This window comes from Enterobacter sp. FW301-JW81 (genome assembly GCF_058788735.1).
In genome coordinates, this window is the sequence record NZ_JBYTBA010000003.1 from 227,609 (window position 1) to 253,942 (window position 26,334).

At 55.1% G+C, this 26,334-nt stretch carries 22 protein-coding genes and 1 riboswitch; of the genes, 13 read left to right on the plus strand and 9 right to left on the minus strand.

Translation table 11 applies throughout. The annotated features are described in order from the left end of the window. Positions 1–69: 69 nt before the first annotated feature. The 5 genes from parE to nudF are packed head-to-tail and all read right to left on the minus strand — an operon-like array spanning position 70 to position 4,478. Positions 70–1,962 (minus strand): DNA topoisomerase IV subunit B, encoded by a 1,893-nt coding sequence (parE, locus tag AC3WOK_RS12095; RefSeq protein ID WP_047347830.1) that lies wholly within the window; start codon positions 1,960–1,962, stop codon positions 70–72. Positions 1,963–1,990: 28 nt separating this feature from the next. After that, complete coding sequence (yqiA, locus tag AC3WOK_RS12100; protein ID WP_492354584.1) at positions 1,991–2,572, minus strand: esterase YqiA; 582 nt, start codon at positions 2,570–2,572, stop codon at positions 1,991–1,993. Next, positions 2,572–3,399 (minus strand): 3',5'-cyclic-AMP phosphodiesterase, encoded by an 828-nt coding sequence (cpdA, locus tag AC3WOK_RS12105; RefSeq protein ID WP_059310594.1) that lies wholly within the window; start codon positions 3,397–3,399, stop codon positions 2,572–2,574. Before cpdA ends, yqiA begins: the two co-directional genes overlap by 1 nt. A gap of 27 nt (positions 3,400–3,426) precedes the next feature. Next, entirely contained in the window at positions 3,427–3,849 is a 423-nt protein-coding gene (locus AC3WOK_RS12110; RefSeq protein WP_014833293.1) for a DUF1249 family protein, read from the minus strand. Beyond that, positions 3,846–4,478 carry an ADP-ribose diphosphatase gene (gene nudF, locus AC3WOK_RS12115; protein ID WP_025758512.1) on the minus strand — a complete coding sequence of 211 codons (633 nt, stop codon included), beginning with the start codon at positions 4,476–4,478 and terminating at the stop codon, positions 3,846–3,848. The genes AC3WOK_RS12110 and nudF overlap by 4 nt, the downstream gene beginning before the upstream one ends. A 204-nt stretch (positions 4,479–4,682) precedes the next feature. Between nudF and tolC the strand changes: the two genes are divergently transcribed. The 3 genes from tolC to AC3WOK_RS12130 all read left to right on the plus strand — a co-directional run bounded on the left by tolC (position 4,683) and on the right by AC3WOK_RS12130 (position 8,184). Then, positions 4,683–6,161 carry an outer membrane channel protein TolC gene (tolC, locus tag AC3WOK_RS12120; RefSeq protein ID WP_492354585.1) on the plus strand — a complete coding sequence of 493 codons (1,479 nt, stop codon included), beginning with the start codon at positions 4,683–4,685 and terminating at the stop codon, positions 6,159–6,161. 194 nt (positions 6,162–6,355) lie between these two features. Continuing rightward, a complete protein-coding gene (locus tag AC3WOK_RS12125; protein WP_492354586.1) occupies positions 6,356–7,021 on the plus strand; it encodes a DUF1190 family protein in 666 nt (221 codons plus the stop codon). Between the two features lie 2 nt (positions 7,022–7,023). Next, positions 7,024–8,184 (plus strand): glutathionylspermidine synthase family protein, encoded by a 1,161-nt coding sequence (locus AC3WOK_RS12130; RefSeq protein ID WP_059310591.1) that lies wholly within the window; start codon positions 7,024–7,026, stop codon positions 8,182–8,184. Between the two features lie 79 nt (positions 8,185–8,263). Here AC3WOK_RS12130 and ygiD read toward each other — a convergent pair whose 3' ends face one another. Further along, on the minus strand, positions 8,264–9,052 hold the full coding sequence (ygiD, locus tag AC3WOK_RS12135) for a 4,5-DOPA-extradiol-dioxygenase (protein ID WP_063957102.1): 789 nt from the start codon (positions 9,050–9,052) through the stop codon (positions 8,264–8,266). Positions 9,053–9,248: 196 nt separating this feature from the next. Between ygiD and zupT the strand changes: the two genes are divergently transcribed. From zupT to AC3WOK_RS12180, 9 genes are all read left to right on the plus strand, one after another. Beyond that, positions 9,249–10,022 (plus strand): zinc transporter ZupT, encoded by a 774-nt coding sequence (zupT, locus tag AC3WOK_RS12140; protein ID WP_063957104.1) that lies wholly within the window; start codon positions 9,249–9,251, stop codon positions 10,020–10,022. A 423-nt stretch (positions 10,023–10,445) separates the two neighbouring features. Further along, positions 10,446–11,021 carry a fimbrial-like protein gene (locus tag AC3WOK_RS12145; RefSeq protein WP_447856199.1) on the plus strand — a complete coding sequence of 192 codons (576 nt, stop codon included), beginning with the start codon at positions 10,446–10,448 and terminating at the stop codon, positions 11,019–11,021. Positions 11,022–11,099: 78 nt separating this feature from the next. Next, entirely contained in the window at positions 11,100–13,622 is a 2,523-nt protein-coding gene (locus AC3WOK_RS12150; RefSeq protein WP_059310587.1) for a fimbria/pilus outer membrane usher protein, read from the plus strand. A gap of 15 nt (positions 13,623–13,637) precedes the next feature. Further along, the gene (locus tag AC3WOK_RS12155; protein WP_059310586.1) at positions 13,638–14,372 is read left to right on the plus strand and encodes a fimbrial biogenesis chaperone; all 735 of its coding nucleotides are present in this window, start codon (positions 13,638–13,640) and stop codon (positions 14,370–14,372) included. A gap of 2 nt (positions 14,373–14,374) precedes the next feature. After that, positions 14,375–15,436 carry a pilus assembly protein gene (locus AC3WOK_RS12160; RefSeq protein WP_059310585.1) on the plus strand — a complete coding sequence of 354 codons (1,062 nt, stop codon included), beginning with the start codon at positions 14,375–14,377 and terminating at the stop codon, positions 15,434–15,436. A 214-nt stretch (positions 15,437–15,650) separates the two neighbouring features. Next, on the plus strand, positions 15,651–16,208 hold the full coding sequence (locus AC3WOK_RS12165; RefSeq protein ID WP_447856201.1) for a fimbrial protein: 558 nt from the start codon (positions 15,651–15,653) through the stop codon (positions 16,206–16,208). A 73-nt stretch (positions 16,209–16,281) separates the two neighbouring features. Further along, positions 16,282–18,720 (plus strand): fimbria/pilus outer membrane usher protein, encoded by a 2,439-nt coding sequence (locus AC3WOK_RS12170; RefSeq protein ID WP_492354587.1) that lies wholly within the window; start codon positions 16,282–16,284, stop codon positions 18,718–18,720. Positions 18,721–18,728: 8 nt separating this feature from the next. After that, positions 18,729–19,484, plus strand: coding sequence for a fimbrial biogenesis chaperone (locus AC3WOK_RS12175; protein ID WP_059310606.1), 756 nt, complete (start codon positions 18,729–18,731; stop codon positions 19,482–19,484). Beyond that, entirely contained in the window at positions 19,468–20,526 is a 1,059-nt protein-coding gene (locus tag AC3WOK_RS12180; protein WP_063957112.1) for a hypothetical protein, read from the plus strand. Before AC3WOK_RS12175 ends, AC3WOK_RS12180 begins: the two co-directional genes overlap by 17 nt. A gap of 44 nt (positions 20,527–20,570) precedes the next feature. On the opposite strand, the gene ribB is transcribed toward AC3WOK_RS12180, so the two are convergent. Beyond that, positions 20,571–21,224, minus strand: coding sequence for a 3,4-dihydroxy-2-butanone-4-phosphate synthase (gene ribB, locus AC3WOK_RS12185; protein WP_033146666.1), 654 nt, complete (start codon positions 21,222–21,224; stop codon positions 20,571–20,573). A gap of 106 nt (positions 21,225–21,330) precedes the next feature. Then, positions 21,331–21,481, minus strand: a riboswitch (FMN riboswitch). 121 nt (positions 21,482–21,602) lie between these two features. Here ribB and ubiK point away from each other — a divergent pair. Continuing rightward, the gene (ubiK, locus tag AC3WOK_RS12190; protein WP_013098757.1) at positions 21,603–21,899 is read left to right on the plus strand and encodes a ubiquinone biosynthesis accessory factor UbiK; all 297 of its coding nucleotides are present in this window, start codon (positions 21,603–21,605) and stop codon (positions 21,897–21,899) included. Between the two features lie 96 nt (positions 21,900–21,995). On the opposite strand, the gene hldE is transcribed toward ubiK, so the two are convergent. Together hldE and glnE are read right to left on the minus strand one after the other, a co-directional pair. Then, complete coding sequence (gene hldE, locus AC3WOK_RS12195) at positions 21,996–23,426, minus strand: bifunctional D-glycero-beta-D-manno-heptose-7-phosphate kinase/D-glycero-beta-D-manno-heptose 1-phosphate adenylyltransferase HldE (protein WP_047347819.1); 1,431 nt, start codon at positions 23,424–23,426, stop codon at positions 21,996–21,998. Positions 23,427–23,466: 40 nt separating this feature from the next. Beyond that, the gene (gene glnE, locus AC3WOK_RS12200; RefSeq protein ID WP_492354588.1) at positions 23,467–26,322 is read right to left on the minus strand and encodes a bifunctional [glutamate--ammonia ligase]-adenylyl-L-tyrosine phosphorylase/[glutamate--ammonia-ligase] adenylyltransferase; all 2,856 of its coding nucleotides are present in this window, start codon (positions 26,320–26,322) and stop codon (positions 23,467–23,469) included. Positions 26,323–26,334 lie beyond the last annotated feature (12 nt).

Here is a 26,334-nt window from a genome sequence, read left to right on the forward strand (position 1 = left end):
GATCGTAGGCCCGGTAAGCGCAGCGCCACCGGGCAAAAAAAAGCCCTGCATCGCAGGGCTTTTTCAGCATCAGGCCTCAATATCCGCCATATCGCCTTTCTCCTGCAGCCAGTTACGTCGGTCTTCCGAACGTTTCTTGGCAAGGAGCATATCCATCATGGCGTTGGTTTGCTGTTCGTCCTCGTCGCTGATCGTCAGCTGTACCAGACGGCGGGTGTTCGGATCCAGCGTCGTTTCGCGCAGCTGCATCGGGTTCATCTCGCCCAGCCCTTTAAAGCGCTGAACGTTAGGCTTGCCCTTCTTACGCTTGAGCTGCTCCAGCACGCCCGCTTTCTCTTCTTCCGTCAGCGCGTAATAAACCTCTTTGCCAAGGTCGATACGGTACAGCGGCGGCAGCGCCACGTGGACGTGACCATTTTTCACCAGCGTGCGGAAGTGCTTCACGAACAGCGCGCACAGCAGCGTGGCGATGTGCAGACCATCGGAGTCCGCATCTGCGAGGATACAGATCTTGCCATAGCGCAGCTGGCTCAGATCGTCGCTGTCGGGATCGATGCCGATCGCCACCGAAATATCGTGGACTTCCTGCGAGGCCAGCACTTCATCAGAAGAGACCTCCCAGGTGTTCAGGATCTTACCCTTCAGCGGCATGATCGCCTGATATTCGCGATCGCGCGCCTGCTTGGCCGATCCGCCTGCCGAATCCCCTTCCACGAGGAAGAGTTCAGTACGGTTGAGATCCTGTGCGGTACAGTCCGCCAGCTTGCCCGGCAGCGCGGGGCCGCTGGTCAGCTTTTTACGCACCACTTTCTTCGCGGCGCGCAGACGACGCTGGGCGCTGGAGATGGCCATTTCAGCCAGCATCTCTGCAGCCTGAACGTTCTGGTTCAGCCACAGGGTAAACGCATCTTTCACCACGCCGGAGACGAACGCCGCGCACTGACGTGAAGAGAGGCGCTCTTTGGTCTGGCCGGCAAACTGCGGATCCTGCATCTTCACGGAAAGCACGTAAGCGCAGCGGTCCCAGATATCTTCCGCCGACAGCTTCACGCCGCGCGGCAGGATATTGCGGTATTCGCAGAACTCGCGCATCGCGTCCAGCAGCCCCTGACGCAGGCCGTTGACGTGGGTACCGCCGAGCATGGTCGGGATCAGGTTAACGTAGCTTTCGGTCAGCAGCTCGCCGCCTTCCGGCAGCCACAGCAGCGCCCAGTCCACGGCTTCGGTATCGCCGCTAAAGTTACCGACAAACGGTTTTTCCGGCAGCGTTGGCAGGCCGTTTACCGCTTCGCACAGGTAGTCGTTCAGACCGTCGGCGTAGCACCAGGTTTGTGCGGTATTGTTAACGTGATCGGTAAAGGTGATTTCTACGCCCGGACACAGCACCGCTTTGGCTTTCAGCAGGTGCGTGAGGCGAGAAACAGAAAAGCGCGGGCTGTCGAAGAAGCTTTCGTCAGGCCAAAAGTGGACGCTGGTCCCGGTGTTGCGTTTACCGCACGTGCCGACAACCTGCAGATCCTGCACCTTATCGCCATTTTCAAACGCGATGTTATAGACCTGGCCGTCGCGACGGACGTTCACTTCCACGCGTTTGGACAGGGCGTTGACGACGGAAATGCCCACGCCGTGTAAGCCACCGGAGAACTGGTAGTTTTTGTTGGAGAACTTACCGCCCGCATGCAGGCGACAGAGGATCAGCTCGACGGCTGGCACACCCTCTTCCGGGTGGATATCCACCGGCATGCCGCGCCCGTCGTCGATGACTTCCAGCGACTGATCGGCATGCAGGATAACGTCAACGCGTTTGGCATGGCCAGCCAGCGCTTCGTCCACACTGTTATCAATAACTTCCTGGCCCAGATGGTTTGGGCGCGTCGTATCGGTGTACATCCCCGGGCGGCGGCGAACCGGCTCAAGCCCGGTGAGGACCTCAATGGCATCAGCGTTATAGGTTTGCGTCATGATTTAAACTAGCAATTCGCATTGATTGTCAGTGGCTGTGCAGTCCAAGAAAATCGACAATCTGGGTGAAATGATTCTCAAAGCCCGTGAAAGCATGGTTTCCGCCCTCTTCTATAGTCTGGCGGCAGGATGCGTAATACGCCACTGCCTGGCGGTAATCCAGCACTTCATCTCCCGTCTGTTGCAGCAGCCAGATGAGATCCGGTGCCTCAAGCGGGTCGACCTGCATAACTTTGAGATCGTAAATATGGCGTGACTCTAGCACATATTGCTGGCCGGTGTAGGGGTTCTCGTTTTCGCCAAGAAAGTCCCGCAGCAGCTCAAACGGCCGTACCGCCGGATTAACCACAACGGCGGGCAGCATAAAGCATTGCGAGAGCCAGGTGGCGTAGTACCCGCCCAGCGATGAGCCGACCACACCGAATGATTCTCCGCCGTGCCCGAGCACGATAGATTCCAGCATCTCCGCGGCCTGAGCCGGGTAAGGCGGCAGCTGCGGGATGATCATCTCAACGTCGGGGTGATGCTCGCCCAGCCACTGGCGAAACTGCGTCGCTTTTGCGGAGCGCGGCGAGCTGTTGAATCCGTGCAGATAAAGGAGCGTAGACATCAATAGCCTTCTGAAGCGGTGTCCGGGCGGAACTGTGCGCCGGTTAAACGACAGACTTCCGTGGTCAGCGTGCCATCGGCATGCAGTTCCAGCCAGCGCCAGCCTGGCGCGATGGTATCCAGCGTAAAGTTGGCGCAGTGCGGCTTAAACTGAACGCAGGTCGACGGCGTCGCCAGCATCCGACGTCCGTTCCAGTCGAGATCCTGTTCCTGATGAATATGTCCACACAGCAGATTTTTCACCCGCGGAAACTTTGCCAGCACGCGATCCAGCGCCGCGGAGTTGCGCAGGCTGTGTTGATCGAGCCAGCTGCACCCGGCTGGCAGAGGATGATGATGAAGCAGCAACAGCGTATGACGTTCAGGTTCAGCAGCCAGTTTGGTCTCCAGCCAGTCGAGTTGAAACTCGCTTAACTCACCGTGCGGGACGCCAAACACCTGGCTGTCCAGCAGCAGGATCTGCCACTGTTCGCCCGCAAAAACGCATTTCGCCGGAGAGATCCCCGCATCCTGGAGGGAACTGTACATCGCAGGCTGGAAATCATGGTTTCCTGGCAGCCAGACGCAAGGTACGCTAAAGCTCGCGATGCCTTCAGCAAAATGCTGGTAGGCCGCGGAGGATTGATCCTGCGCCAGATCGCCGGTTGCGACAATCAGATCGCATACACGATTTTCAGCGTGAATGGCGCTCAGTACCGCCTGATAACTCTCCCAGGTGTTGACCCCCAGTAGCGTCTCATGCTTTTCGGCAAAAAGGTGGGTATCGGTGATTTGTAATATCCTGACTGGCGCCCCACCAGCAACAGTCAGGTTCAACAGGCTTTCCAAATGGTGTCCTTAGGTAGGTTTATGACGCTAACAAACCGGAATCGCCATTGCTCCATGTGCTAAACAATATCTTAGCCAGTCGGCTAAAAACTGGTTAATTTGATGCTTTTCGTCGCGTTGATGCAACTTTTTATTCGGGTAATCATACCGCGCCTTGAAGCGAAAGATCTGCTGGCTTGAACACACTTCAGCGACCATCGCATCGTGGTAGAGGCGGACCGTCATCGACGGCAGGCTCCAGTAGCTAATACTGGGTGCCGTTTGCTCAATCTCCACCAGCGTAGTGTAGCGCGTTGATTCTGTTATGGTTAACCGATACTGCGCGTTGCTCACCTGATAGCTTACCGTTTCGCCGGGTGCGTCGTTTTTCGGCAGCAGGCGGCGCAATTGTGCGAAATTGGTTTCGCACAGGCGCATCATTTCTGGGAAGTCAGGCGTATAGCGCTTCATTTTTTCCACTCGTTTCGTAATGTCTGATAATGCAGCTGTAGCCATTGCAGGGCGATGACAGACGCTGCGTTGTCGATTTTCCCCTCTTCTACCCACTGGTAAGCCTGCTCCCGGCTCACCACATGAACCCGAATATCTTCGTTTTCATCAGCCAGACCGTGGATCCCTTCCGCCGTCGTGGCGTCCACTTCCCCCACCATAATGGACAAGCGCTCGCTGGTGCCTCCCGGGCTTGCAAGATAGCTCAGCACCGGTTTTGTGCGGCCCACCACCAGCCCCGCCTCTTCCAGCGCCTCGCGCCGGGCGACGTCTTCGACCGACTCACCTTCTTCGATCATCCCGGCCACCATCTCCAGCAGCCACGGGCTCTCGCTCACGTCATAAGCGGCTATGCGGATCTGTTCCACCAGCACAACTTCATCGCGCACTGGGTCAAAGGGTAGCAAGACTGCCGCATGCCCGCGCTCAAAAATTTCGCGTCTGATTTCGCCGCTCATTTCACCGTTAAACAGGCGATGCCTGAAACGGTAAAGTTCCATTGAAAAAAAACCGCTATAAAGCGTTTCTCGTGCAATAATTTCTACATCGTTTTTGGCGAATGTCACGGGCAACTTTTCTGGTTTTTGCATGAGTCGAGTCCTGGTAGCAATGGTGATGAAATTGTGAATTTCAAGGCTGTTTGGCTGCCGTTTGTAAGGCTATATGATAGATTGGTGCAAATTACCGCCAGATGGCACGTAACGCCAACCTTTTGGTGTGGATGATTCTGTTAGAATCGGCAATTATTTTTTAATTAGATCAGCGCTAATACTGCTTCACAACAAGGAATGCAAATGAAGAAATTGCTCCCCATCCTTATCGGCCTGAGCCTGACGGGCTTCAGTGCAATGAGCCAGGCGGAAAACCTGTTACAGGTCTACCAGCAGGCACGTCTGGGCAACCCTGATTTACGTAAATCAGCGGCCGATCGTGATGCTGCGTTTGAAAAGATTAACGAAGCGCGTAGCCCATTGCTGCCACAGTTAGGTTTAGGTGCAGATTATACCTACAGCAACGGTTTCCGCGACGCTAACGGCGTTAACTCCAATGCTACCAGCGCCTCACTGCAATTAACACAGACGCTGTTTGATATGTCCAAATGGCGCGCCCTGACCCTGCAGGAAAAGAGCGCGGGTATCCAGGATGTGACCTATCAGACCGACCAGCAAACGCTGATCCTGAACACTGCCACGGCTTACTTTAACGTGCTGAGCGCGATTGACGCGCTGTCCTACACCGAAGCGCAGAAACAGGCTATTTACCGTCAGTTAGATCAAACCACCCAGCGTTTCAACGTGGGTCTGGTGGCGATCACCGACGTGCAGAACGCCCGTTCACAGTACGACACCGTGCTGGCCAACGAAGTGACCGCGCGTAACAACCTCGATAACGCGCTGGAATCCCTGCGCCAGGTCACCGGGAATTACTATCCTGAACTGGCGTCCCTGAACGTGGACAGCTTCAAAACGGATAAACCGCAGGCGGTTAACGCCCTGCTGAAAGAAGCGGAAAACCGCAACCTGACCTTGCTGCAGGCGCGTCTGAGCCAGGACCTGGCCCGCGAGCAAATTCGTCAGGCGCAGGACGGCCATCTGCCAACCCTGAGCCTGAGCGCGTCTACCGGTGTCTCTGATACGACCTATAGCGGCTCTAAAACCAACACAGCCCAGTATGACGACAGCAACCAGGGCCAGAACAAAGTCGGCCTGAGCTTCTCCCTGCCGCTGTACCAGGGCGGTCAGGTCAACTCCCAGGTGAAACAGGCGCAGTACAACTTTGTTGGCGCGAGCGAGCAACTGGAAAGTGCTCACCGCAATGTGGTGCAGACCGTGCGTTCTTCCTTCAACAACGTAAACGCTTCGATCAGCAGCATCAACGCCTATAAACAGGCCGTTGTGTCTGCACAGAGCTCCCTGGACGCGATGGAAGCGGGTTACTCCGTTGGTACCCGTACCATCGTTGACGTGCTGGACGCGACCACCACGCTTTACAACGCGAAACAGCAGCTCTCCAGCGCGCGTTACCAGTACCTGATTAACCAGCTGAACATCAAACAGGCTCTGGGTACGCTGAACGAGCAAGACCTGCAGATGCTGAACAGCGCGCTGGGTAAACCGGTCTCCACCTCTCCGGACAGCGTTGCACCGGAGAACCCGGAGCAGGTTGCCGCAGTTGATAACTTCAACGGTGACAGCAATACCCCTGCTGCACAGCCAGCTGCTGCGCGTACCACTGCGCCTTCCAGCAAAGGCAATAATCCGTTCCGTAATTAAGCATTGCCCGATGGCGCTTCGCTTATCGGGCCTACTTGATCGTAGGCCGGGTAAGCGCAGCGCCACCCGGCGCAAAATCACACCCGAACGTAAGCCAACGTAAAGATCCCCCTGATTCCGCCCCTCTTCGCTTCATTTTCAACCACTCATCCTCTATCCTGAGCGTTATTACCACTGGGTCCTGGAAGACAAATATGAAACGGACAAAAACGATGAATCACGCGTCGTTCCGCAAAAGCTGGAACGCACGTCACCTCACCCCTGTTGCACTGGCGGTCACCGCCGTCTTTATGCTGGCAGGCTGTGAGCAAAGCGACGAAACGGTCTCGATGTATCAAAACGCAGACGACTGCTCTGCCGCAACCGGTAAAGCTGCCGAATGTAAGACGGCCTACACCAGCGCGCTGAAAGAAGCGGAACGTACCGCACCGAAATATGCTTCGCGCGAAGACTGCGTGGCGGAATTCGGCGAAGGCCAGTGCCAGCAGGCTCCTGCTCAGGCAGGCATGGCGCCGGAAAACCAGGCGCAGGCGCAGTCCAGCGGCAGCTTCTGGATGCCGCTGATGGCGGGCTACATGATGGGCCGTCTGATGAGCGGCGGCGCGGGCTACCAGCAGCAGCCGCTGTTTAGCTCCAAAAACCCAAACAGCCCGGCATACGGTAAATACACAGACGCCACCGGTAAAAACTACGGTGCAGCAACGCCTGGCCGTACCACGACCGTGCCTAAAACGGCGATGGCACCTAAGCCAGCAACCACCAGCACCATCACCCGCGGTGGCTTTGGTGAATCTGTGGCGAAACAAACCACCATGCAGCGCAGCGCGACCGGGTCTTCGACTCGCTCAATGGGCGGCTGATTATGGAACGAGTCAGTATTGTCGAGCGCCCGGACTGGCGCGAAAAAGCCACCGAATACGGTTTTAACTTCCACACCATGTACGGCGAGCCGTACTGGTGTGAAGACGCCTATTACAAGCTCACGCTGGCCCAGGTTGAAAAACTGGAAGAGGTCACCGCTGAATTGCATCAGATGTGCCTGAAGGTCGTGGAAAAGGTTATCGACAGCGATGAGCTGATGACCAAATTCCGCATTCCGAAGCACACCTGGAGCTTTGTACGCCAGTCGTGGAAAACGAACCAACCTTCACTTTACTCTCGCCTCGATCTCGCCTGGGATGGCGTGGGTGAACCTAAGCTCCTGGAAAATAACGCCGATACGCCAACCTCCCTGTACGAAGCGGCGTTCTTCCAGTGGATCTGGCTGGAAGACCAGGCCAATGCCGGAAACCTGCCGGAAGGCAGCGACCAGTTCAACAGCCTGCAGGAAAAGCTGATTGAGCGTTTTGCCGAGCTGCGCGAACAGCATGGCTTCAACCTGCTGCATCTCGCCTGCTGCCGCGATACGGAAGAAGACCGCGGCACGGTTCAGTATCTGCAGGACTGCGCCGCCGAAGCGGAGGTAGCGACCGAGTTCCTCTATATCGAGGATATCGGCCTGGGTGAAAAAGGTCAGTTTACGGATATGCAGGACCAGGTCATCAGCAACCTGTTCAAGCTCTACCCGTGGGAATATATGCTGCGTGAGATGTTCTCCACCAAGCTGGAAGATGCTGGCGTGCGCTGGCTGGAACCGGCCTGGAAGAGCATTATCTCCAACAAAGCCCTGCTGCCGATGCTGTGGAAGATGTTCCCGAACCACCCGAACCTGCTGCCAGCCTACTTTGCGGAAGACGATTTCCCAGAAATGGAAAAATACGTCGTTAAGCCGATTTTCTCCCGCGAAGGCGCAAACGTGTCGATCATCGAAAACGGTAAGACGCTGGAAGCAGTTGAAGGGCCTTACGGCGAGGAAGGCATGATCGTCCAGGAATTTTATCAACTGCCGAAATTTGGCGACAGCTATACGCTGATTGGCAGCTGGCTCATCAACGATCAACCTGCCGGGATTGGCATCCGCGAAGATCGCGCGCTGATCACGCAGGATCTGTCACGCTTCTATCCGCACATCTTTGTGGAGTAAGATCTGCCGGGTGGCGGCTTCGCCTGACCCGGCCTACGGTTTTGTAGGCCCGGTAAGCGTAGCGCCACCGGGCATGTTTTCAGCCTACCTGCACCGACAACATACTCAAACTCCCCATCTCAATTCCGTCGACCGGGATCGTCACCGGTTCCTGACCATCCCACGCGCCAAGAACGTACAGCAGCGGCAGGAAGTGCTCCGGCGTCGGGTTAGAGAGCGAACCGCCCTCGTGCTCCAGATAGTTCACCAGCGGATGCTCTTCGAACGGGCCCTGCCAGGTCAGGTTCGCTTTTACGTAGTCGTTAAAAGAGGTTGCCCACGGGTACGGGGTATTTTCACCGTGCCAGCGCGCCGTGCGGAGGTTATGCACCACGTTGCCGCTCGCCACCAGCATAATGCCTTCATCACGAAGCGATGCCAGCTTACGGCCCATCTCCATGTGCCATGCCGCGGGTTTGGTGCTGTCGATACTCAACTGCACCATCGGGATATCCGCTTCAGGATACATTTTGATCAGCACGCCCCACGAGCCATGGTCAAAGCCCCAGGCTTCTTTATCCAGCGCGACCGGGACAGGTGCCAGCAAATCCACCAGCTTCTGCGCCAGTTCGGGCGAGCCGGGGGCCGGATAATGCGTATCATACAGCGCCTGCGGGAAACCACCGAAATCATGAATGGTTTTTGGCGTTTCCATCGCGGTTACGCCCGTCCCACGGGTAAACCAGTGCGCAGACACCACCACGATTGCTTTTGGACGCGGCAGCGTCTCGCCCAGATGATGCCATGCGCGGGTATAGACGTTGTCTTCCAGAACATTCATTGGGCTACCGTGGCCTAAAAACAGGGCTGGCATACGGGAAGAAGTCATGGTGATATCCTTACAGAAGGTGTCAATTTAATGGTGCTACATTACGCCCAATCGGGCAAAGATGAACGCAGATAAGCGTGAAGATCATCATCAGGAAATTTGAATGTAAGGAATGTGTAAAACGGAGCTCCCTCTCTCGCTTTGCACACAATGAATCATTACTATTAATGAGAATCATTATCATAAGGAGCAATGCATGTCAGTCCCCTTGATCCTGACCATACTGGCGGGGGCCGCGACCTTCATCGGTGCGATCCTCGGCGTGCTTGGCCAGAAGCCATCTAACCGCGTACTGGCCTTTTCACTGGGCTTTGCTGCCGGGATCATGCTGCTCATCTCCCTTATGGAGATGCTCCCTGCCGCACTGGGTACAGAAGGCATGTCTCCGCTGCTGGGTTACGGAATGTTTGTCTTTGGCCTGCTGGGATACTTTGCCCTCGACCGTATGCTACCGCACGCGCACCCGCAGGATTTAATGCAGAAAAACGTAACGCCCATGCCGCGGAATATTAAGCGAACAGCGGTTCTGCTGACGCTGGGCATCAGCCTGCATAACTTCCCGGAAGGGGTCGCCACCTACGTGACGGCCAGCAGCAATCTGGAAATGGGCTTTGGCATCGCGTTGGCGGTCGCCTTACACAATATTCCTGAAGGACTGGCCGTCGCCGGGCCGGTTTACGCCGCCACCGGCTCAAAGCGCACCGCCGTGTTCTGGGCAGGGATATCAGGGATGGCAGAAATTCTCGGCGGCGTGCTGGCCTGGCTGATCCTGGGTAGCCTGGTCTCCCCCGTTGTGATGGCGGCCATCATGGCAGCGGTCGCCGGGATTATGGTCGCGCTTTCGGTAGATGAGCTGATGCCGCTGGCAAAAGAGATCGACCCTAATAACAACCCCAGCTATGGCGTGCTGTGCGGCATGTCCGTAATGGGATTCAGCCTCGTCTTGTTACAATCGGCGGGTATTGGCTGAACGGTTGCGCTCCCCTTATTGAGGGAGCGCAATTTTTTCTTATGTCAGTGAATGCCAACTATCAGTATTAATGATACAAAGTCCGGCACCATACTTTCTGAACACCATAGAATTCACTTAAGAAATATTATTTATAACTATTTTCCGTAAAACAATTACCACTCCGTGTATTAAAAAAAACTCAAAAGGTTGATGTTAATCACTATTTAAACCTAGCCTCTGGCTTTATAGAAAAGGTATCCATCCCTCTCATAATCTCAAAAAATATATTAACCACATCTAAATCGCTCATTAAGAAATGCTCACGAGATAATCCATATTGTGGTTGATATATTTCGACCGCTTTAATGAAATAAATGTGTTGCAATATTAATTCATTAAACTTATTGCGCCATCCAATCTTAGATAAAGGATTATATCTTCATGTTTAACAAGACTATTCTGGCAGTTGCGACAACGGCACTGCTTTCTGGCCTGTCATTTACTGCTGTGGCGGCAGATAACCAGGGCTCAGGGAAGATCACGTTTACCGGTGAGGTGATCAGTGCGCCTTGCTCTATCACCCCGGGAGATGAAAATCAGACCATTGAATTAGGCGAAGTCGCGGATAGCGTGCTGAACAGCGGTAAAAACTCGCTGCCGGTTGACGTAAATATCCACCTGCAGGATTGCATTCTCTCTACAACGACCGGGCAAACCACCACCACGATCGACAAAGTGAAGGTCACCTTTGCCTCCGCAAGTACCGATTCGACTGACACCAGCCTGATGAAAAACACCCTCGATGGCAACATTGGCGGTGCAACAGGTGTAGGCATTCGCTTGCTGGACAGCGGCAGCAATAAAGTCACGCTGGGTAAACCGATTGAAGTGTCATTCCCAACCACAAATGCCTATCAGGAACTGAACTTCAAAGCCCGTATGGAGCCCGTGTCCGGCAGCACGGCTACCCCGGGTAACGTTCAGGCCCAGGCGAACTATATTCTTGAATACAAGTAATTTGATTGTCGTCTGAAAACGTAGCCGATGAAGGACTCATCGGCTTTTATGCATTCTTTTTAAAAGCGAAACGGATTTATGCTAAAACACTCAGCGCATCAACTCTCTCGCCTCTCTGCTTTTATTAAGCATTCGCTGAGTGCCACACTTTACTCAGCATTATTCGTGTTGCCAGTTTCCGCGGTTGAATTCAACACAGATATGATTGACGTTGAAGACCGAAGTAATATCGATATTTCCCAGTTCGAGAAAAAAGGCCACATCGCGCCGGGTAGCTATCTGGTCCGCATTCAGGTGAATAAAAACACGTTGCCTCAATCCGCAACAATGGAATGGATCGCAACGGAAAACGAAAGCGGTTCGCAAATTTGTGTGAATGCCGGTCAACTATCCGATTTCGGACTGAGCACCGATTTTATTTCGCGACTCCATTATTCACAGGTCGGACGTTGCCTTGATCTTTCGACTTTTCCGGAGCTGGGCTTTTCCCTTAATAAAGGGACAATGGTGCTTTCCGTCACCGTTCCCCAGGCATGGATGAAGTATCAGGCGCAAAACTGGACGCCGCCGGAATTTTGGGATGAAGGTATTGCGGGCGTTTTACTCGATTATAATCTCTATGCCAGCCAGTACGATCCGCACGGGGGCGACGACAGCCAGAATGTCAGCGCCTACGGTACGCTCGGGCTTAACCTGGGTGCCTGGCGTCTACGTTCAGATTATCAGTACAATCAAAACTTTCGACACGGCGAGTCTACGGGCAGCGACAGCAGTCTGGCACGGACCTATCTCTACCGCCCTATCCCTTCGCTGTCATCAAAAATGAAGCTGGGGCAGTACGACTTAAGTTCAGATATTTTTGATACCTTCCACTTTACGGGCGCATCGCTGGAAAGTGATGAAAGTATGCTGCCGCCAGATTTACAAGGCTATGCTCCGCAAATTACCGGCATCGCGCAGACCAATGCCAAAGTGACCGTCTCCCAGTCTGGCCGCGTTCTTTATCAAACAACCGTCGCGCCGGGCCCGTTCACAATTTCTGACCTGGGTGAAACCTACCAGGGACAGCTGGACGTAATGGTCGAAGAGGAAGATGGGCGCAAAACCACCTTCCAGGTGGGTTCATCCTCAATTCCCTTCCTGACCCGAAAAGGCCAGGTGCGTTATAAAACATCCGTCGGTAAACCTACCGCTACGGGCCATAACGACATCAATAACCCTCTTTTCTGGACAGGAGAGCTCTCCTGGGGCTGGTTAAGTAACGTTTCGCTTTATGGCGGTACCATGCTCACATCTGATGATTATCAGGCCATGACCACCGGTATCGGCTTCAACCTGGATTCGCTCGGTTCGATATCTTTTGATGTGACGGGCGCTGAGGCCACGCTGCATCGGGAAAAAAATGATAAACAGCGTGGTTACAGCTATCGCGCGAACTATGCGAAACGCTTTGAGGCAACCGGCAGCCAGATTACTTTCGCAGGTTATCGATTCTCGGATAAAGAATATGTCTCAATGAGCGAATATCTCGCCTCCCGGGACGGCGATACCTCAACGACAAACGAAAAAGAGAGCTATGTTATCTCTTTCAACCAGTACCTGGATTCTCTGGCCTTAAATACCTATTTCAACGTCACCCGTAACACCTACTGGGACAACAGCAGCAACACGAACTATTCCTTTTCGGTGAGCCGCAATTTTGATATTGGCAATTTAAGAGGTTTATCCGCATCGCTGGCGCTAAGCCGGGTCCGCTGGGACGACAGCGACGAAAATCAGGTCTACTTCTCCTTCACCCTTCCGCTGGAACAGAGTCGCAGCATTATGTACAGCTACCAGCGATCGGGCGGCGACAGCGCGTCTCACATGGTTTCCTACTATGACGCCTCCGATCGCAACAATACGTGGAACCTCTCTGCCTCGACGACGGAAGACGATTTGCGCGAAGGTGAACCGTCATTGCGCGGCGGATACCAGCACTATTCCCCCTACGGACGTCTCAACCTTTCAGGCAGCGTTCAGCCTAACCAATATCGTTCGATCAGCGCGGGCTGGAATGGCTCGCTTACCGCCACGCGGCATGGCGTAGCCCTGCATGATTACAGCCCGGCCGATAACGCCCGCATGATGATCGATGCCGACGGCGTTGCCGGAATTGAGGTCAATAGTTCGCGCACGCGTACCAACGCATTCGGTATTGCCGTCGTGCCTTCACTCAGCAACTACACCACCTCAACGGTGCGTGTTAACAACAACACGCTGCCTGATGGCGTAGACATTGAAACCTCCGTCATTCGCATCACGCTGACCGAAGGTGCCATTGGTTACAGTAAGCTGAACGCCACCACGGGCTACCAGATTGTCGGCATCATTCGGCAGGAAAACGGACAGTTCCCGCCCCTGGGCGTCAGTATCGTCGACAGCGCTACGGGTAAAGAGGTCGGGCTGGTTGCCGAAGAAGGCTTCGCTTATCTCAGCGGGATTCAGGAAAACAGCACGCTACGTCTCACCTGGTCCGGCAACGCTTGCGAAATCACGCCGCCGAACCAAAGTAACCTTAGCGGTGACGCTATATTTTTACCTTGTAAAACAGTGCATTAATTCAGGACGAATAAAATGAACATGACTTTTTTAACAAAAGGACTTATCTACATGCTGGCCGTGTGCGGTATTGCACATGCCACCGTATCGCCAGACAGAACGCGCATCATTTTCAACGCCTCAGCAAAAAGCGTGTCGGTCAGACTGACGAACCAGAGTAAAACCGCCCCTTATCTGGCTCAGTCCTGGATTGAGGATAAAGAGGGAAAAAAAACGCGCGAGTTTATCTCCCCTATTCCGCCACTGTTGCGTATCGAGCCTGACGAACAGGCGCAGGTTCGCCTGATGGCACAGCAAAACCTCAGCAAACTGCCCGCCGATCGCGAGTCGCTGTTTTATTACAACATGCGGGAGATCCCGCCCAAAGCCGAGCAGAAGAACGTGATGCAAATCGCCATGCAAAGCCGGCTTAAACTGTTCTGGCGGCCAAAAGCCATTGAGCTGAAAGAGGGACAATTTGTGCCGCTGGAAAAAGTGGTCATATCCCGCTCGGCTGACGGTCTGCAACTCAAAAATTACAGCCCCTATTACATCACCGTGGGATATATCGGACTGAATGGCAAAACGCTGTTACCGGGTGCAGAAAGCGTGATGGTTGAACCTTTCGGCCAGGCCTCTCAGACGCTGCGGAATTTACCTGCAGAATTTCAGATAGGCTATGTTGGAGATTACGGCGGGCTGGAAATGTTTAAAGTGAACTGTAATGCGGTGCAAAACACCTGTCAGAGCAAGCCGGTGAAAAAGGGATAATGATGAAAAGGATCTGCTTCGCTGCAATCGCATTATTTTGTTTGTTCTCATCATCCGCATGGGCGCTGGAATGCTATAAAGGTTCAAAAGGGGGGGCAAGCCTGGTGACAACCACGTTGCCGGCTTTCACCGTGCCCGCAAACGCCCCTGCCGGCCAAAAAATCTGGGAAAGCGGCGATTTGCTGGTGACGGTGTATTGCGATAACGCTACGCGCGATCACACTAAGCCGGTCGACCAGGATCCATGGAGTGAAAATATATATGCCTATATCCTGGACAGTTTTCATAATACCGATAGCCTGATGACCAACAATCCCTATCTGGCATTTGGGGTGACCTATAACGGCGTTGACTATGATACCCCTGATATCAAAATTGATACCGGCGCCTGTCTCGATAAAAAAGAGGACTTTTACGGAGAATATAAAGTCGCAGCGTGTAACGGCACCACAATACAAAAAAACGTCACTTTCACCGTGCGGTTTCGCCTCTACGTAAAGTTAAAAGCGGTACCAAAAGAGCAGTTTGACTTCACATTCCCTTCGGTCACCGTACTTACCTTTGATGGTGTTGGCGGAATAAATGTCATGCCTGGTGCCAAAAACCTGCATTACGATATCGCCGGCCTCTCCAATATTCACTTCCTGGACTGCGGTGTGGATATCCGGATCTATCCTGAAAATCAGATTGTGAATTTTGGCCAGTTTACGGAGAGTGCAGTCAGCACCAGCGCCCTCACCTCACCGTTTAGCATTTCGACAATCCGGGATGCCACTGCAGGCTGTTCAGAACAGTTTGACGTAACGACCAGCTTTTACACCACCGATACGCTCTACGATGATACGCATCTGGACATGGGAAATGGTTTACTCATGCGTCTCATTGATAAAACCAACGGCGACGTGACGTACAATCAGTATCTTCCTTTTGCAACCTATCACCCTGATGATACGGTGACGACGCTAACTCACGATTATACGGCTGAACTCACCCGCAAACCGGGTGAAGCCATTGCTCTCGGACCCTTCAGTAAAGACATTATTGTCAAAATCAATTATCAATAATTGATCAAAAAGCAGACCAGCATCTCATGTTGGTCTGCTTTTTCAGCATTTCACCCTCTCTTTTTCTGCATAAGCCATTCACTTCAATAATTAATGAATCAAAGCTTAATGAGTCTTTAATTATTTTTTAATCACAGACCGTTACAATTAGTTTTAGAATGCGACTGCCTCGAAAACAAATACATTTTAAACATTATTCATAAAAGGATATTTCATGCGAAATATTTCAAAAGCACTTTTAGCGGTTGCGTTAACCTCTCTTATCTCTGGCACTGCACTGGCAAGCGATCAGGGCTCCGGTAAAATCACCTTTAAGGGCGTTATTATTGACGCACCGTGTAATATTGCACCAGACAGTATTGATAAAGAGATTGAACTTGGCCAGTTCACCACGGCGATGATGAATGCGAATAAAAAATCCACCGCGGTACCGGTTGATATTAACCTGGAAAACTGCCAGCTTGATGCTGCAGATGAAACTGCAACTCCCGTCACCAAGGTGGATGTGACCTTCAGCAGCACGGCAACCGACACCACCGATAGCAACCTGATGAGCAACACCTATGCCGGCGGTGCGCAGAACGTCGGGGTTCGTCTGCTGAATAACGCAGAGTCCCCCATTACACTGGGCTCCGCGAACAGCGTCGACCTGTCAGAAGGTTCCTCTACTCAGACGCTGCATTTCAAAGCTCAGATGGAAGTAGTCAACGGTAAAACAGCAACGGCCGGTCAGGTTGAATCAACCGCGAATTATGTATTGCTGTATAAATAAGCAAATATCGTTAATTTTATTTCGGCTGGCAATATATTTGCCAGCCATAGCGGTTATTTTATTTTCGAGCTGAATGATGAAATACAGTTCACCAGGATTAATCATCGCAGGCTTTCTTATCTCACACCCGCTTCTCGCCGTTGAGTTTAACATTAACGCTATCGATAAAGATCAGCGCAGCAATATTGATTTATCACAGTTCAGAGATAAACGTCATATTGCTCCAGGATATTATTTCGTTACCGTTTCGATAAATAAAACCCCGCTTGCCGCTGGCTGGCTGCTGGGCTGGCAAAAAAAAGGGGACACAACGGAGGTCTGCATTCCGGCAGACCTGGCTGATACTTTCAGCCTGGATGACAAGATCCGCGGCACGCTTGCCGATAAAACAGGCTGCGTCGATTTTTCCGGTCTGCCGCAGGTGCATTTCGAGTTTATCCAGGCGACACAAACGCTGGAGGTAACCATACCTCAGGCCTGGCTAAAGTACCGCGCCACCGACTGGATGCCGCCTGCAACCTGGGACAACGGCGTCTCCGGCGTACTGCTGGATTACAATCTCTTCGCCAGTCGCTACCAGCCAGATGAAGGGCCAGGCAGCGATAACGTGAACACCTACGGGACCGCCGGAGCGAACCTAGGCGCCTGGCGGTTCCGGGGAGATTATCAGTATGCCCTTAATCGTACCGATGAGGGTTCGCAGAACGAAGGCCGGTTGTCCCGCGCTTACCTTTTTCGCCCTCTGCCATCATTGGGTTCAAAGCTGACGCTGGGTGAGTCTGATTTTCAGTCCGATATTTTCGATGGTTTTTCGTATACCGGCGCCTCGCTTATTAGCGACGAGCGCATGCTTCCCTGGTCACTGCGTGGCTACGCGCCGCAAATCACCGGCATCGCCCGGACCAATGCAACCGTGACCGTCAGCCAGTCTGACCGGATTATCTATCAGACCAACGTGCCGCCCGGCCCCTTTGTGATTCAGGATATCAATCAGTCCGTACAGGGCACCCTGGACGTCAAGGTCGCTGAAGAAGATGGACGTACCAGCACATTCCAGGTTGCTGCGGCGTCAGTACCATTCCTTACCCGCAAAGGCCAGGTTCGCTACAAACTGTCGGGAGGGAAAGCCCGTGAGGACAGCTCGCACCGCATTGAAGGCAATGCGTTTCTGAGCAGCGAATTTTCCTGGGGCATGATGTCCCACACCTCGCTGTACGGCGGCGTACTGAATAGCGGCAATGATTATCGCGCGCTGGCTGCGGGCATCGGACAAAACCTGAATGTGCTGGGCGCGCTCTCGTTTGATGTCACGCAGGCCACCAGCCAGCCAGACGGTAAAGCTCAACAGACGGGATACAGCTACCGCATCAACTACAGCAAACGGTTCGACACCACCGGCAGCCAGCTTACGCTTGCGAGCTACCGTTACTCCGACAGCCGATTTCTCAGCTACGCCCGTTTTCTTGAAAATGAGCAGGACAATAAGGAGACGGAAAAGCAGACCCTGAGCGTTACCGCCAGCCAGTACCTTCCCGCCCTGTCTTTGAACCTGTATCTCGGCATGCTGCGCCAGACATGGTGGGATAGAGCCTCCTCCACCACGGGAACCCTGACGGCAGGCTACAGCTTCGATCTGGGTCGCTGGAAAAATCTTGCCGTCACGGCCTCCTGGAGCAAAACCTATTATCAGGACCAGGGTGATGATACGCAGGTTTACGTCTCGCTGAGCGTACCGCTGGCCCCCGATCGTCGTCTGAGCTACGACCTGAGAAACGGTGACAATACGCGCCAGACGCTCTCCTGGTACGACGCCTCGGACAGGAATAACACCTGGGGGATATCGGCGAGTACAGAAAGTGAAAAGCCCGACGCCGGCGCGCAGCTCAGCGGTACCTATCAGCACTATGCCGGGACGGGAGATCTCAACCTTTCCGGAAGCTATAAGGCCAACGAATACCGTTCGGTCAGCGCGAGCTGGAACGGCTCGTTCACCGCGACTGCCCAGGGTGCCGCACTGCATCGCCGAAGCTATGGCAACGAGCCGCGCGTCATGGTCAGCACGGAAAGCATCGGCAATATCCCATTAAATATGTCCCGTGACGCCACCAACGCGTTTGGCATCGGCGTGCTACCGGCTTTTTCGAGCTATTTACCTGCCAGTGTACAGGTCAATCTCAATGCTCTGCCGGAGGGTGTGGATGTCGACAGTCGCATTATCCGCGCCACATGGACCGAGGGGGCCATAGGTTATCGACAAATCGCTACCCGTAAGGGGCAGGATGTTGTTGGCATTCTGCGCACGCCCACCGGCATGCCGCCGCTCGGCGCGCGGGTTCACGACCAGGAGACCGGCGCCGAAGTCAGCATTGTTGCCGAAAACGGCCATCTCTGGCTGGGTGCGGTAAAAGCAGAAAAACATTTTACGGTGACGTGGGGGGACGGCCAGCAATGCCGCTTCTCCCTGCCCGCTTCTCTGGAAAACACGACGCAGCTTATGCTGCCCTGCCAGTAGATATCATGATGAAATTACACCTGTTATCAGCAACCCTTTTTCTCTTTGGCTCCTGCGCCTCGTTCGCGGCGATCAATTTGGATCGCACGCGAATTGTCTTTCCCGAAAGCGACAAAGCCAGCAGCCTGACGATTGAAAACCAGAGCCATGCGCTTCCCTATCTGGCGCTCGCCTGGATTGAAGATGGTGAGGGGCGCAAAGAGGACAGCCATTTTATGGTGCTTCCTCCCCTGCAGCGCATTGAACCAGGCACCTCATCACAGGTGCGGGTGGTAAAACAGCCGGCAACACGCGAGCTGCCGAAAGACAGGGAGACCCTGTTCTTTTTCAACCTGCGCGAAGTGCCGCCTAAAAGCGAGAGCCCGAAAGACGATCGCAGCGTGATGCAGGTTGCCATGCAAAGCCGCATCAAGCTGTTCTGGCGTCCAGACGCTATTCACAAAAAGCCCGGAGAGGAAACGGAAATGCGGCTCGCCATCACCCTGTCGGGTAAAACCATGACGCTGCATAACCCTACGCCGTACTTCGTCACGCTGGCGTGGCTTAGCAACAACGGCAAAACCATGCTGCCTGGCTTCGACAGCCTGATGATCGATCCGTTTGCGACCCGCACGCTGACGCTGAGCACGGCAGAAGGAACAGGCTACACCATCGGGTACATTGATGATTATGGCGCGCTGCGCAAGGTCAATTTAACGTGCTCCGGGTCAACCCAATGCACGCTGACGCCGCGCAAGGCAGGGCAACATGCGACATCTCGTTAAGCTTTTCTTTCTGCTGTGGGTGATGTCGCCGATTAAGCAAGCGCTGGCGCTGAACTGCTATCTCGGCACGCAAAACGGCCCGGTTGAGCAAACCAAAACGGTGTCTGAATTTTCGATCCCCAGCAACGCCACGATCGGCCAAAAAATTTGGGAATCCAGCGACATCAAGATCCCGGTTTACTGCGACAGAAATACCGCCTCAAACCATGAGAATGAAGATGTGTTCGCCTGGGTGAACCCTTACCCGTCCGTGTCAGATCCTTACTACGAGCTGGGCGTGACCTACGAGGGGGCGGATTACGATGCCGCCGGCCAACCCTACGGTGCGGACACTCGCCAGTGTCTGGACAACAACAGCCTGAGCAATTACACGCCTGAACAGCTCAAAGCGATGGGCTGGGAGAAATACGTGTGTTCGGGGAATCCGTGGGACGTTCATACCTCACGCACCTTTGTGGCGCGCTTCAGGCTGTACGTCAAACTCAAAGCAGCGCCGCCTCAGGGGTATATCAGCACGCTGGGAGATTACATCGTGGTGCAGTTTGACGGCAAAGGGGGCGTAAATACCCTTTCTGATGCGAAAAACCTTAAATATCATATTAACGGGCTGGAAAACATCAAAGTGCTGGACTGCGGGGCAACGTTCAGTATTTATCCTGAGAATCAGGAGATCGATTTTGGCACCTTCAGCGCGCGAGACATCGTGAATCAGGGCGCGCGAACCCGCACGTTTTCGGTAAAAACGACGAAGGTGCAGGATGCGCAATGCTCCGACGGGTTTAAGATTGACTCTTCGTTTTATACCGATAAAACGCTCACCGCCAACGACACGGCACTGCTTATCGGCAACGGCTTAAAGCTGCGTATTCTTAACGGCACACAGCCCTATACCTTCAATCAGTATGACGAGTATGCCGATTTTACCGGTTCGGTGCTGCAGTTCGAAACCACCTACACCGCCGAGCTTTCTCACGCCGAAGGTTCGGGCATTGTTTCAGGCCCTTTTGAAACCGTCGTGCTGTTCAAAATCAACTACCACTAGACACAAAAAAGCCGGGTTTCCCCGGCTTTTTCACATCAGCACGTTCAGCTGGCTTTGCGCTCGTGCGCCTGGCGATACTCCACCAGATCTTCAATGGTCACCACCGGCATGTTGTGCAGACGCGCAAAAGTGATGCACTCCGGCGCGCGCGCCATGGTGCCATCATCGTTGGTCAGTTCACACAGCACGCCCGCAGGTTTGAAGCCTGCAAGCGTCACCAGGTCGATAGTCGCTTCGGTATGACCGCCACGGGTCAGCACGCCGCCCGCCTGCGCGCGCAGTGGGAAGACGTGGCCTGGACGATGCAGGTCGGACGGCTTAGCACCATCGGCAATCGCAGCACGAACGGTGGTCAGACGGTCAGCCGCAGACACACCGGTCGTCACGCCGTGCGCCGCTTCGATGGTCACGGTAAACCCGGTACCAAAAGCGCTGGTGTTGTTTTCGACCATCATCGGCAGGTCGAGCTGCTTACGACGGTCTTCGGTAATACACAGGCATACGATGCCGCTGCCGTGACGGATGGTCAGCGCCATCTGTTCAACGGTCATGTTTTCGGCGGCGAAAATCATATCGCCTTCGTTTTCACGGTTTTCATCGTCAAGCACCATCACACCGCGGCCTTCGCGCAGTGCATCCAGTGCATGTTCAACACGTTGAGTTGAAGTGCCAAAAGAGGAAAGTAGCGTCTGATTCATGGTAAAAAAACCTCATTAACATTATGGTTACCAGAATCAGGGCAGTCTTAGGAGCGCCGTACAAGCGGCAAAAAGATAACGTGAGCGGGCCCATGCCCGACTGGATCGTTACTCTCTCCCATCCGGACTCTAACCGTCGGCCCCGGAATTACACCGGATCTGCTGACCTTTGAGTATTTACCCAAAGCGCTCGCGGGCTTTCAGCGTTAAGCTGATTTACCGCCGGTGGGGAATTTCGCCCCGCCCTGAGAATAAGCGAGATAACTATAACGCTATTGATTAACCTGGGCAATGCATAAGCTTCAAACAAATCTGCTTTATCCTGGAGCATGACGCGCTACAATGTTCATCAACACCGTTTTATCAAGGGAAGCCGCTATGATTGACCCGAAGAAAATTGAGCAAATTGCGCGTCAGGTTCACGAGTCCATGCCAAAAGGCATTCGTGAGTTTGGTGATGACGTTGAGAAGAAAATCCGCCAGACGCTGCAGGCGCAGTTGGTTCGCCTTGATTTAGTGAGCCGCGAAGAGTTTGACGTGCAAACCCAGGTTCTGCTGCGCACCCGCGAAAAGCTGGCGCTGCTGGAACAGCGCCTGACCGAGCTGGAAAACCGCAATACCCCGGAAGAAGTGAAGCCGGCACCGGCGATTCCGCCGGTGGACGACCAGGCCTAAAATCAATGCAAAACGGCAACCTCGGTTGCCGTTTTTTTTGGTTTGCGCCCTCTCCCTGTGGGAGAGGGTTGGGGTGAGGGCATCAGCCCGCACGGACTACTGACTGTCTTTCTGGATCTTCTTAATGATGTTGGTGGTTGAACACCCGTCCTCAAAGTTGAGCACCATCACCTCACCGCCGTTGGCCCAGACCTCTTCGCTCCCCGCGATTTGCTCCGGTTTGTAATCCCCGCCTTTCACCAGCAGGTCTGGCAGAATACCGGCAATCAGGCGCTGCGGCGTGTCTTCTTCAAACGACACCACCCAGTCCACGGCTTCCAGCGCGCCAAGCACGATCATACGCTGCTCCAGCGGGTTCACCGGACGCGTTTCACCCTTCAGGCGTTTCGTCGACGCATCGCTGTTAACCGCCACAATCAGGCGATCGCCCAGCTTGCGCGCATTCGCCAGATAGGAAACATGGCCCGCATGCAGGATGTCGAACACGCCGTTGGTCATCACCACTTTCTCACCGCGCTTGCGCGCAGCGGCGACGGCCACTTTCAGCTCGTCTTCGCTCATGACGCCAAAACCGGTATCGGCACGACCGCGCACCGCGTTTTCCAGTTCGATAGGCGAAACGGTAGACGTCCCGAGCTTACCGACCACCACGCCCGCCGCCGCGTTCGCAAAGTAGCACGCTTCTTCGAGAGAATTACCCGCCGCCAGCGTCGCCGCCAGGACGCCAATCACCGTATCACCGGCACCGGTTACGTCGTACACTTCCTGCGCCTGGGTTGGCATATGCAGCGGCGCTTTGCCTGGCTGCAACAGCGTCATTCCCTGCTCGGAGCGAGTCACCAGCAGCGCGGACAGCTCGAAGTCAGCGATGATCTTCATGCCGCGCTCAACCAGCTCTTCTTCGGTTTTGCACTTGCCCGCCACCGCCTCAAACTCTGACAGGTTTGGCGTCAGCAGCGTCGCGCCGCGATAGCGCTCAAAATCGGTCCCTTTCGGGTCGATCAGCACCGGCACGCTGGCTTTACGCGCCAGCTGGATCATCGTCTGCACGCTGGCCAGGGCACCTTTCGCATAGTCAGACAGCACCAGCGCGCCGATATTGCCCAGCGCCTGGTTGATACGCTCGTGCAGCGGCTCAGGATCAACGCCTTCGAACCCTTCTTCAAAGTCGAGGCGGATCAGCTGCTGGTTACGCGACAGCACGCGGAGCTTGGTGATCGTCGGGTGGGTCGGAACAGAAACGAAGTCGCACTTCACGTTCACGTCCGCCAGCGACTTGCTCAGCGCGCGGGCCGCATCGTCGATGCCGGTCAGGCCCACCAGACGCGAATGCGCGCCCAGAGAGGCAATGTTCATCGCCACGTTTGCCGCGCCGCCGGGACGCTCTTCAATGGTGTCGACCTTAACTACCGGTACCGGTGCTTCCGGAGAGATGCGGCTGGTCGGCCCATACCAGTAGCGATCCAGCATCACATCCCCAACAACCATTACCCCAGCACGTTCAAACTCTGGCAGTGTTACTTTCATTCCTGACTCCAGAAAGATTCACAATTTGCGCGCGATAATATCACACTTGATTTGTTAAGCACGGTTCCACCAGCCACTTCTGCCAGCTGGCCGTTACCTGAGCGCGTTCGGCGGTGAAACAGTCCAGCGCCACGTGCCCCGGCTGCTCCTGCAACGCCAGGTGATGCAGCTCGTCGCGCAGCGTGGTGTAGGCGCGGGTTAAGGCCTGCGCCTCCTGCTCGTCCATAATGTCGTTTTGCGCCAACAGTTCCAGAATGCGCACGTTATCCGACCAGCGAGTGAGCTTCGGCTTGTCGTGCGCGTGCAGCAGCACCAGATACTGGGTAATAAACTCAATATCGGTAATTCCACCCTCATCGGCTTTAATATCAAAGCGATCGCGATGCTTATTGCCTAAGTGCGCACGCATTTTCTCGCGCATTTCGCGCACTTCGGTCTGCAACGTACTGCCGTCACGCAGGGTGGTCATGACCTCCCTGCGGATGACGTCAAACTGCGTTTTGAGCTGCGGATCGCCATACACCACGCGAGCACGCACCAGCGCCTGGTGCTCCCACGTCCAGGCTTCATTCTTCTGGTAATCGGCGAAGGACTCCGTCGAAGTAACCAGCATGCCCGCCGCGCCGGACGGGCGCAGACGGGCATCCACTTCATACAAAATGCCCGACGAGGTGCGGGTGCTGAACAGGTGCATGATGCGCTGCGCCAGGCGCAGGTAGAACTGCCGCCCGTCAATCTCGCGCTCGCCGTCGGTCATCACGTCAACCGGGCAGTCGTGAAGGAAGATTAAATCCAGATCGGAGCTATAGCCCAGCTCCCAGCCGCCGAGCTTACCGTAACCCACCACCGCGAACCCGCGGCCGTCACGGTCGGCCAGGTGTTTCGGCTGGCCGTAGCGCGCCACCATCTGCACCCATGCCTGATGCACCACCGAGTCGATAATCGCTTCCGCCAGCCAGGTTAAGTGATCGCTCACTTTCATTACCGGCAGCGTTCCGGCGATATCCGCGGCCGCCACACGCAGCATCTGGGCCTGCTTAAACTGACGCAGCGCCTCCAGCTGTTGCTCTTCGTCCTCTTCCGGCACGCGCAGCAGATACTGGCGCAGCTCGTCCCGGTAGGCGTCAGTCGCCGTCGGCTGATAAAGGGTATTCGGATCGAGCAGCTCATCCAGCAGCAGCGGGTAACGCGCCAGCTTGTTGGCTACCATCGGCGACGCAGCGCAGAGCGTAATCAGGTGCTTCAGCGCGCCGGGGAACTCGCTCAGGAGTTCAAGATACGTGGTACGCGTGATAATCCCGCTCAGCAGCGGCATCATCCGCGAAAGCGGCACCGGCGCATCCGCCCGCGAGCAGACTTCGCTCAGCAGGTGCGGCATCAGGTGATCCAGCACCTGACGACCGCGCGGGCCGATGGCGCGTTTGTTCAGCTCAAGGCGGAAATCAGCGATCAGCGCCACCACGCGATGACGCGCGTCGTCGGTTAAGTGCGTCAGCACCGGCGTGGTGTCATCTTCCTGAAGCGCATCCTGCCACAGCTCGCGCCAGTGTTCGGAGAGCGCATCGTCCTGCGACTCACTTTCGTCATCGCCGATCAGCTCGTTAAAGATGCGGCGCACGCCTGCCATATGGGCATCGAGCCGTTCGGTCAGCGTTGACCACTCTTCCACGCGCATTCCCCAGGCCAGACGCGCCCGGTTCAGGTCGTCGCCCGGCAGGGTCTGAGTCTGTTCGTCGTTGATGCTTTGCAGCAGATTTTCCAGACGACGCAGGAAAAGATAGGCCTCGCGCAGGGTTTGCGCGTCGCCGTCCGGCAGGAGATGCAGCTGCGCAATGGCGCTCAGCGTCGGTAACAGCGAACGAGACTGCAGCGACGGCTCGCGTCCGCCGCGAATAAGCTGGAAGACCTGGACAATAAATTCGATTTCGCGGATGCCGCCCGCGCCGAGCTTGATATTGTCCTTCAGACCACGGCGGCGCACCTCGCGGGCAATCATCCCTTTCATATTTCGCAGGGACTGGATGACGCTGAAGTCGATATAGCGACGGAACACAAACGGGCGCAGCATGGCGCGCAGCTCGTTGGCGTAAGCGTCGTCGCTGTCGCCCATGATCCGCGCTTTGACCATCGCGTAGCGCTCCCAGTCGCGTCCCTGCTCCTGGTAATAATCTTCCAGCGCCGCAAAGCTCAGCACCAGCGGCCCGCTGTCGCCAAACGGACGCAGGCGCATGTCCACGCGGTAGACAAAACCGTCCTGCGTGGGCTGGTCCAGCGCCTTAATCAGACGCTGGCCGAGACGGGTAAAGAACTGGGCGTTGTCCAGTTCGCGACGGCCGCCGCGCGTGGAGCCGTTCTCGGGCCAGGCAAAAATCAGGTCGATATCGGAGGAGAAGTTCAGCTCGCAGCCGCCCAGCTTGCCCATCCCCAGAATCAACAGCGGCTGGGGAACCCCTTCCTCGCTGCACGGCGTGCCCCACTCTTTACAGCAGGCGGCGTAGAGCCAGTCTCGCGCGGCGACGATCAACGTCTGCGCCAGCTCGCTTAACTGCTGCAGCGTGCTCTCTTCGCTCACCTGCTCCAGCGCCTGCGCCCAGGCAATGCGCACCATCACCCGACGACGGAACTGGCGCAGGACGCGCATCAGCGTGGCCTCATCCGCCACGTCTTCGAGTGCAGCCTGCAGCCAGCCAGCATAGTGCCGCCACTCGTCTGCCTGCGGCGGTGCGTTCTCAAGCTCCGCCAGCCAGTCCGGGTTGGCGGCGATACTTTCCTGCACAAAATCACTGAATACGAGCACGCTCTTTGCCTGCTCGCTTAACGATGACGCCGGTAATGACTCAGGCAGACGTTCGCAAACGGTCTGCCACTGCTGCTGTAACTGCGAAGAAAGCGGCATTATTGGGGTTCC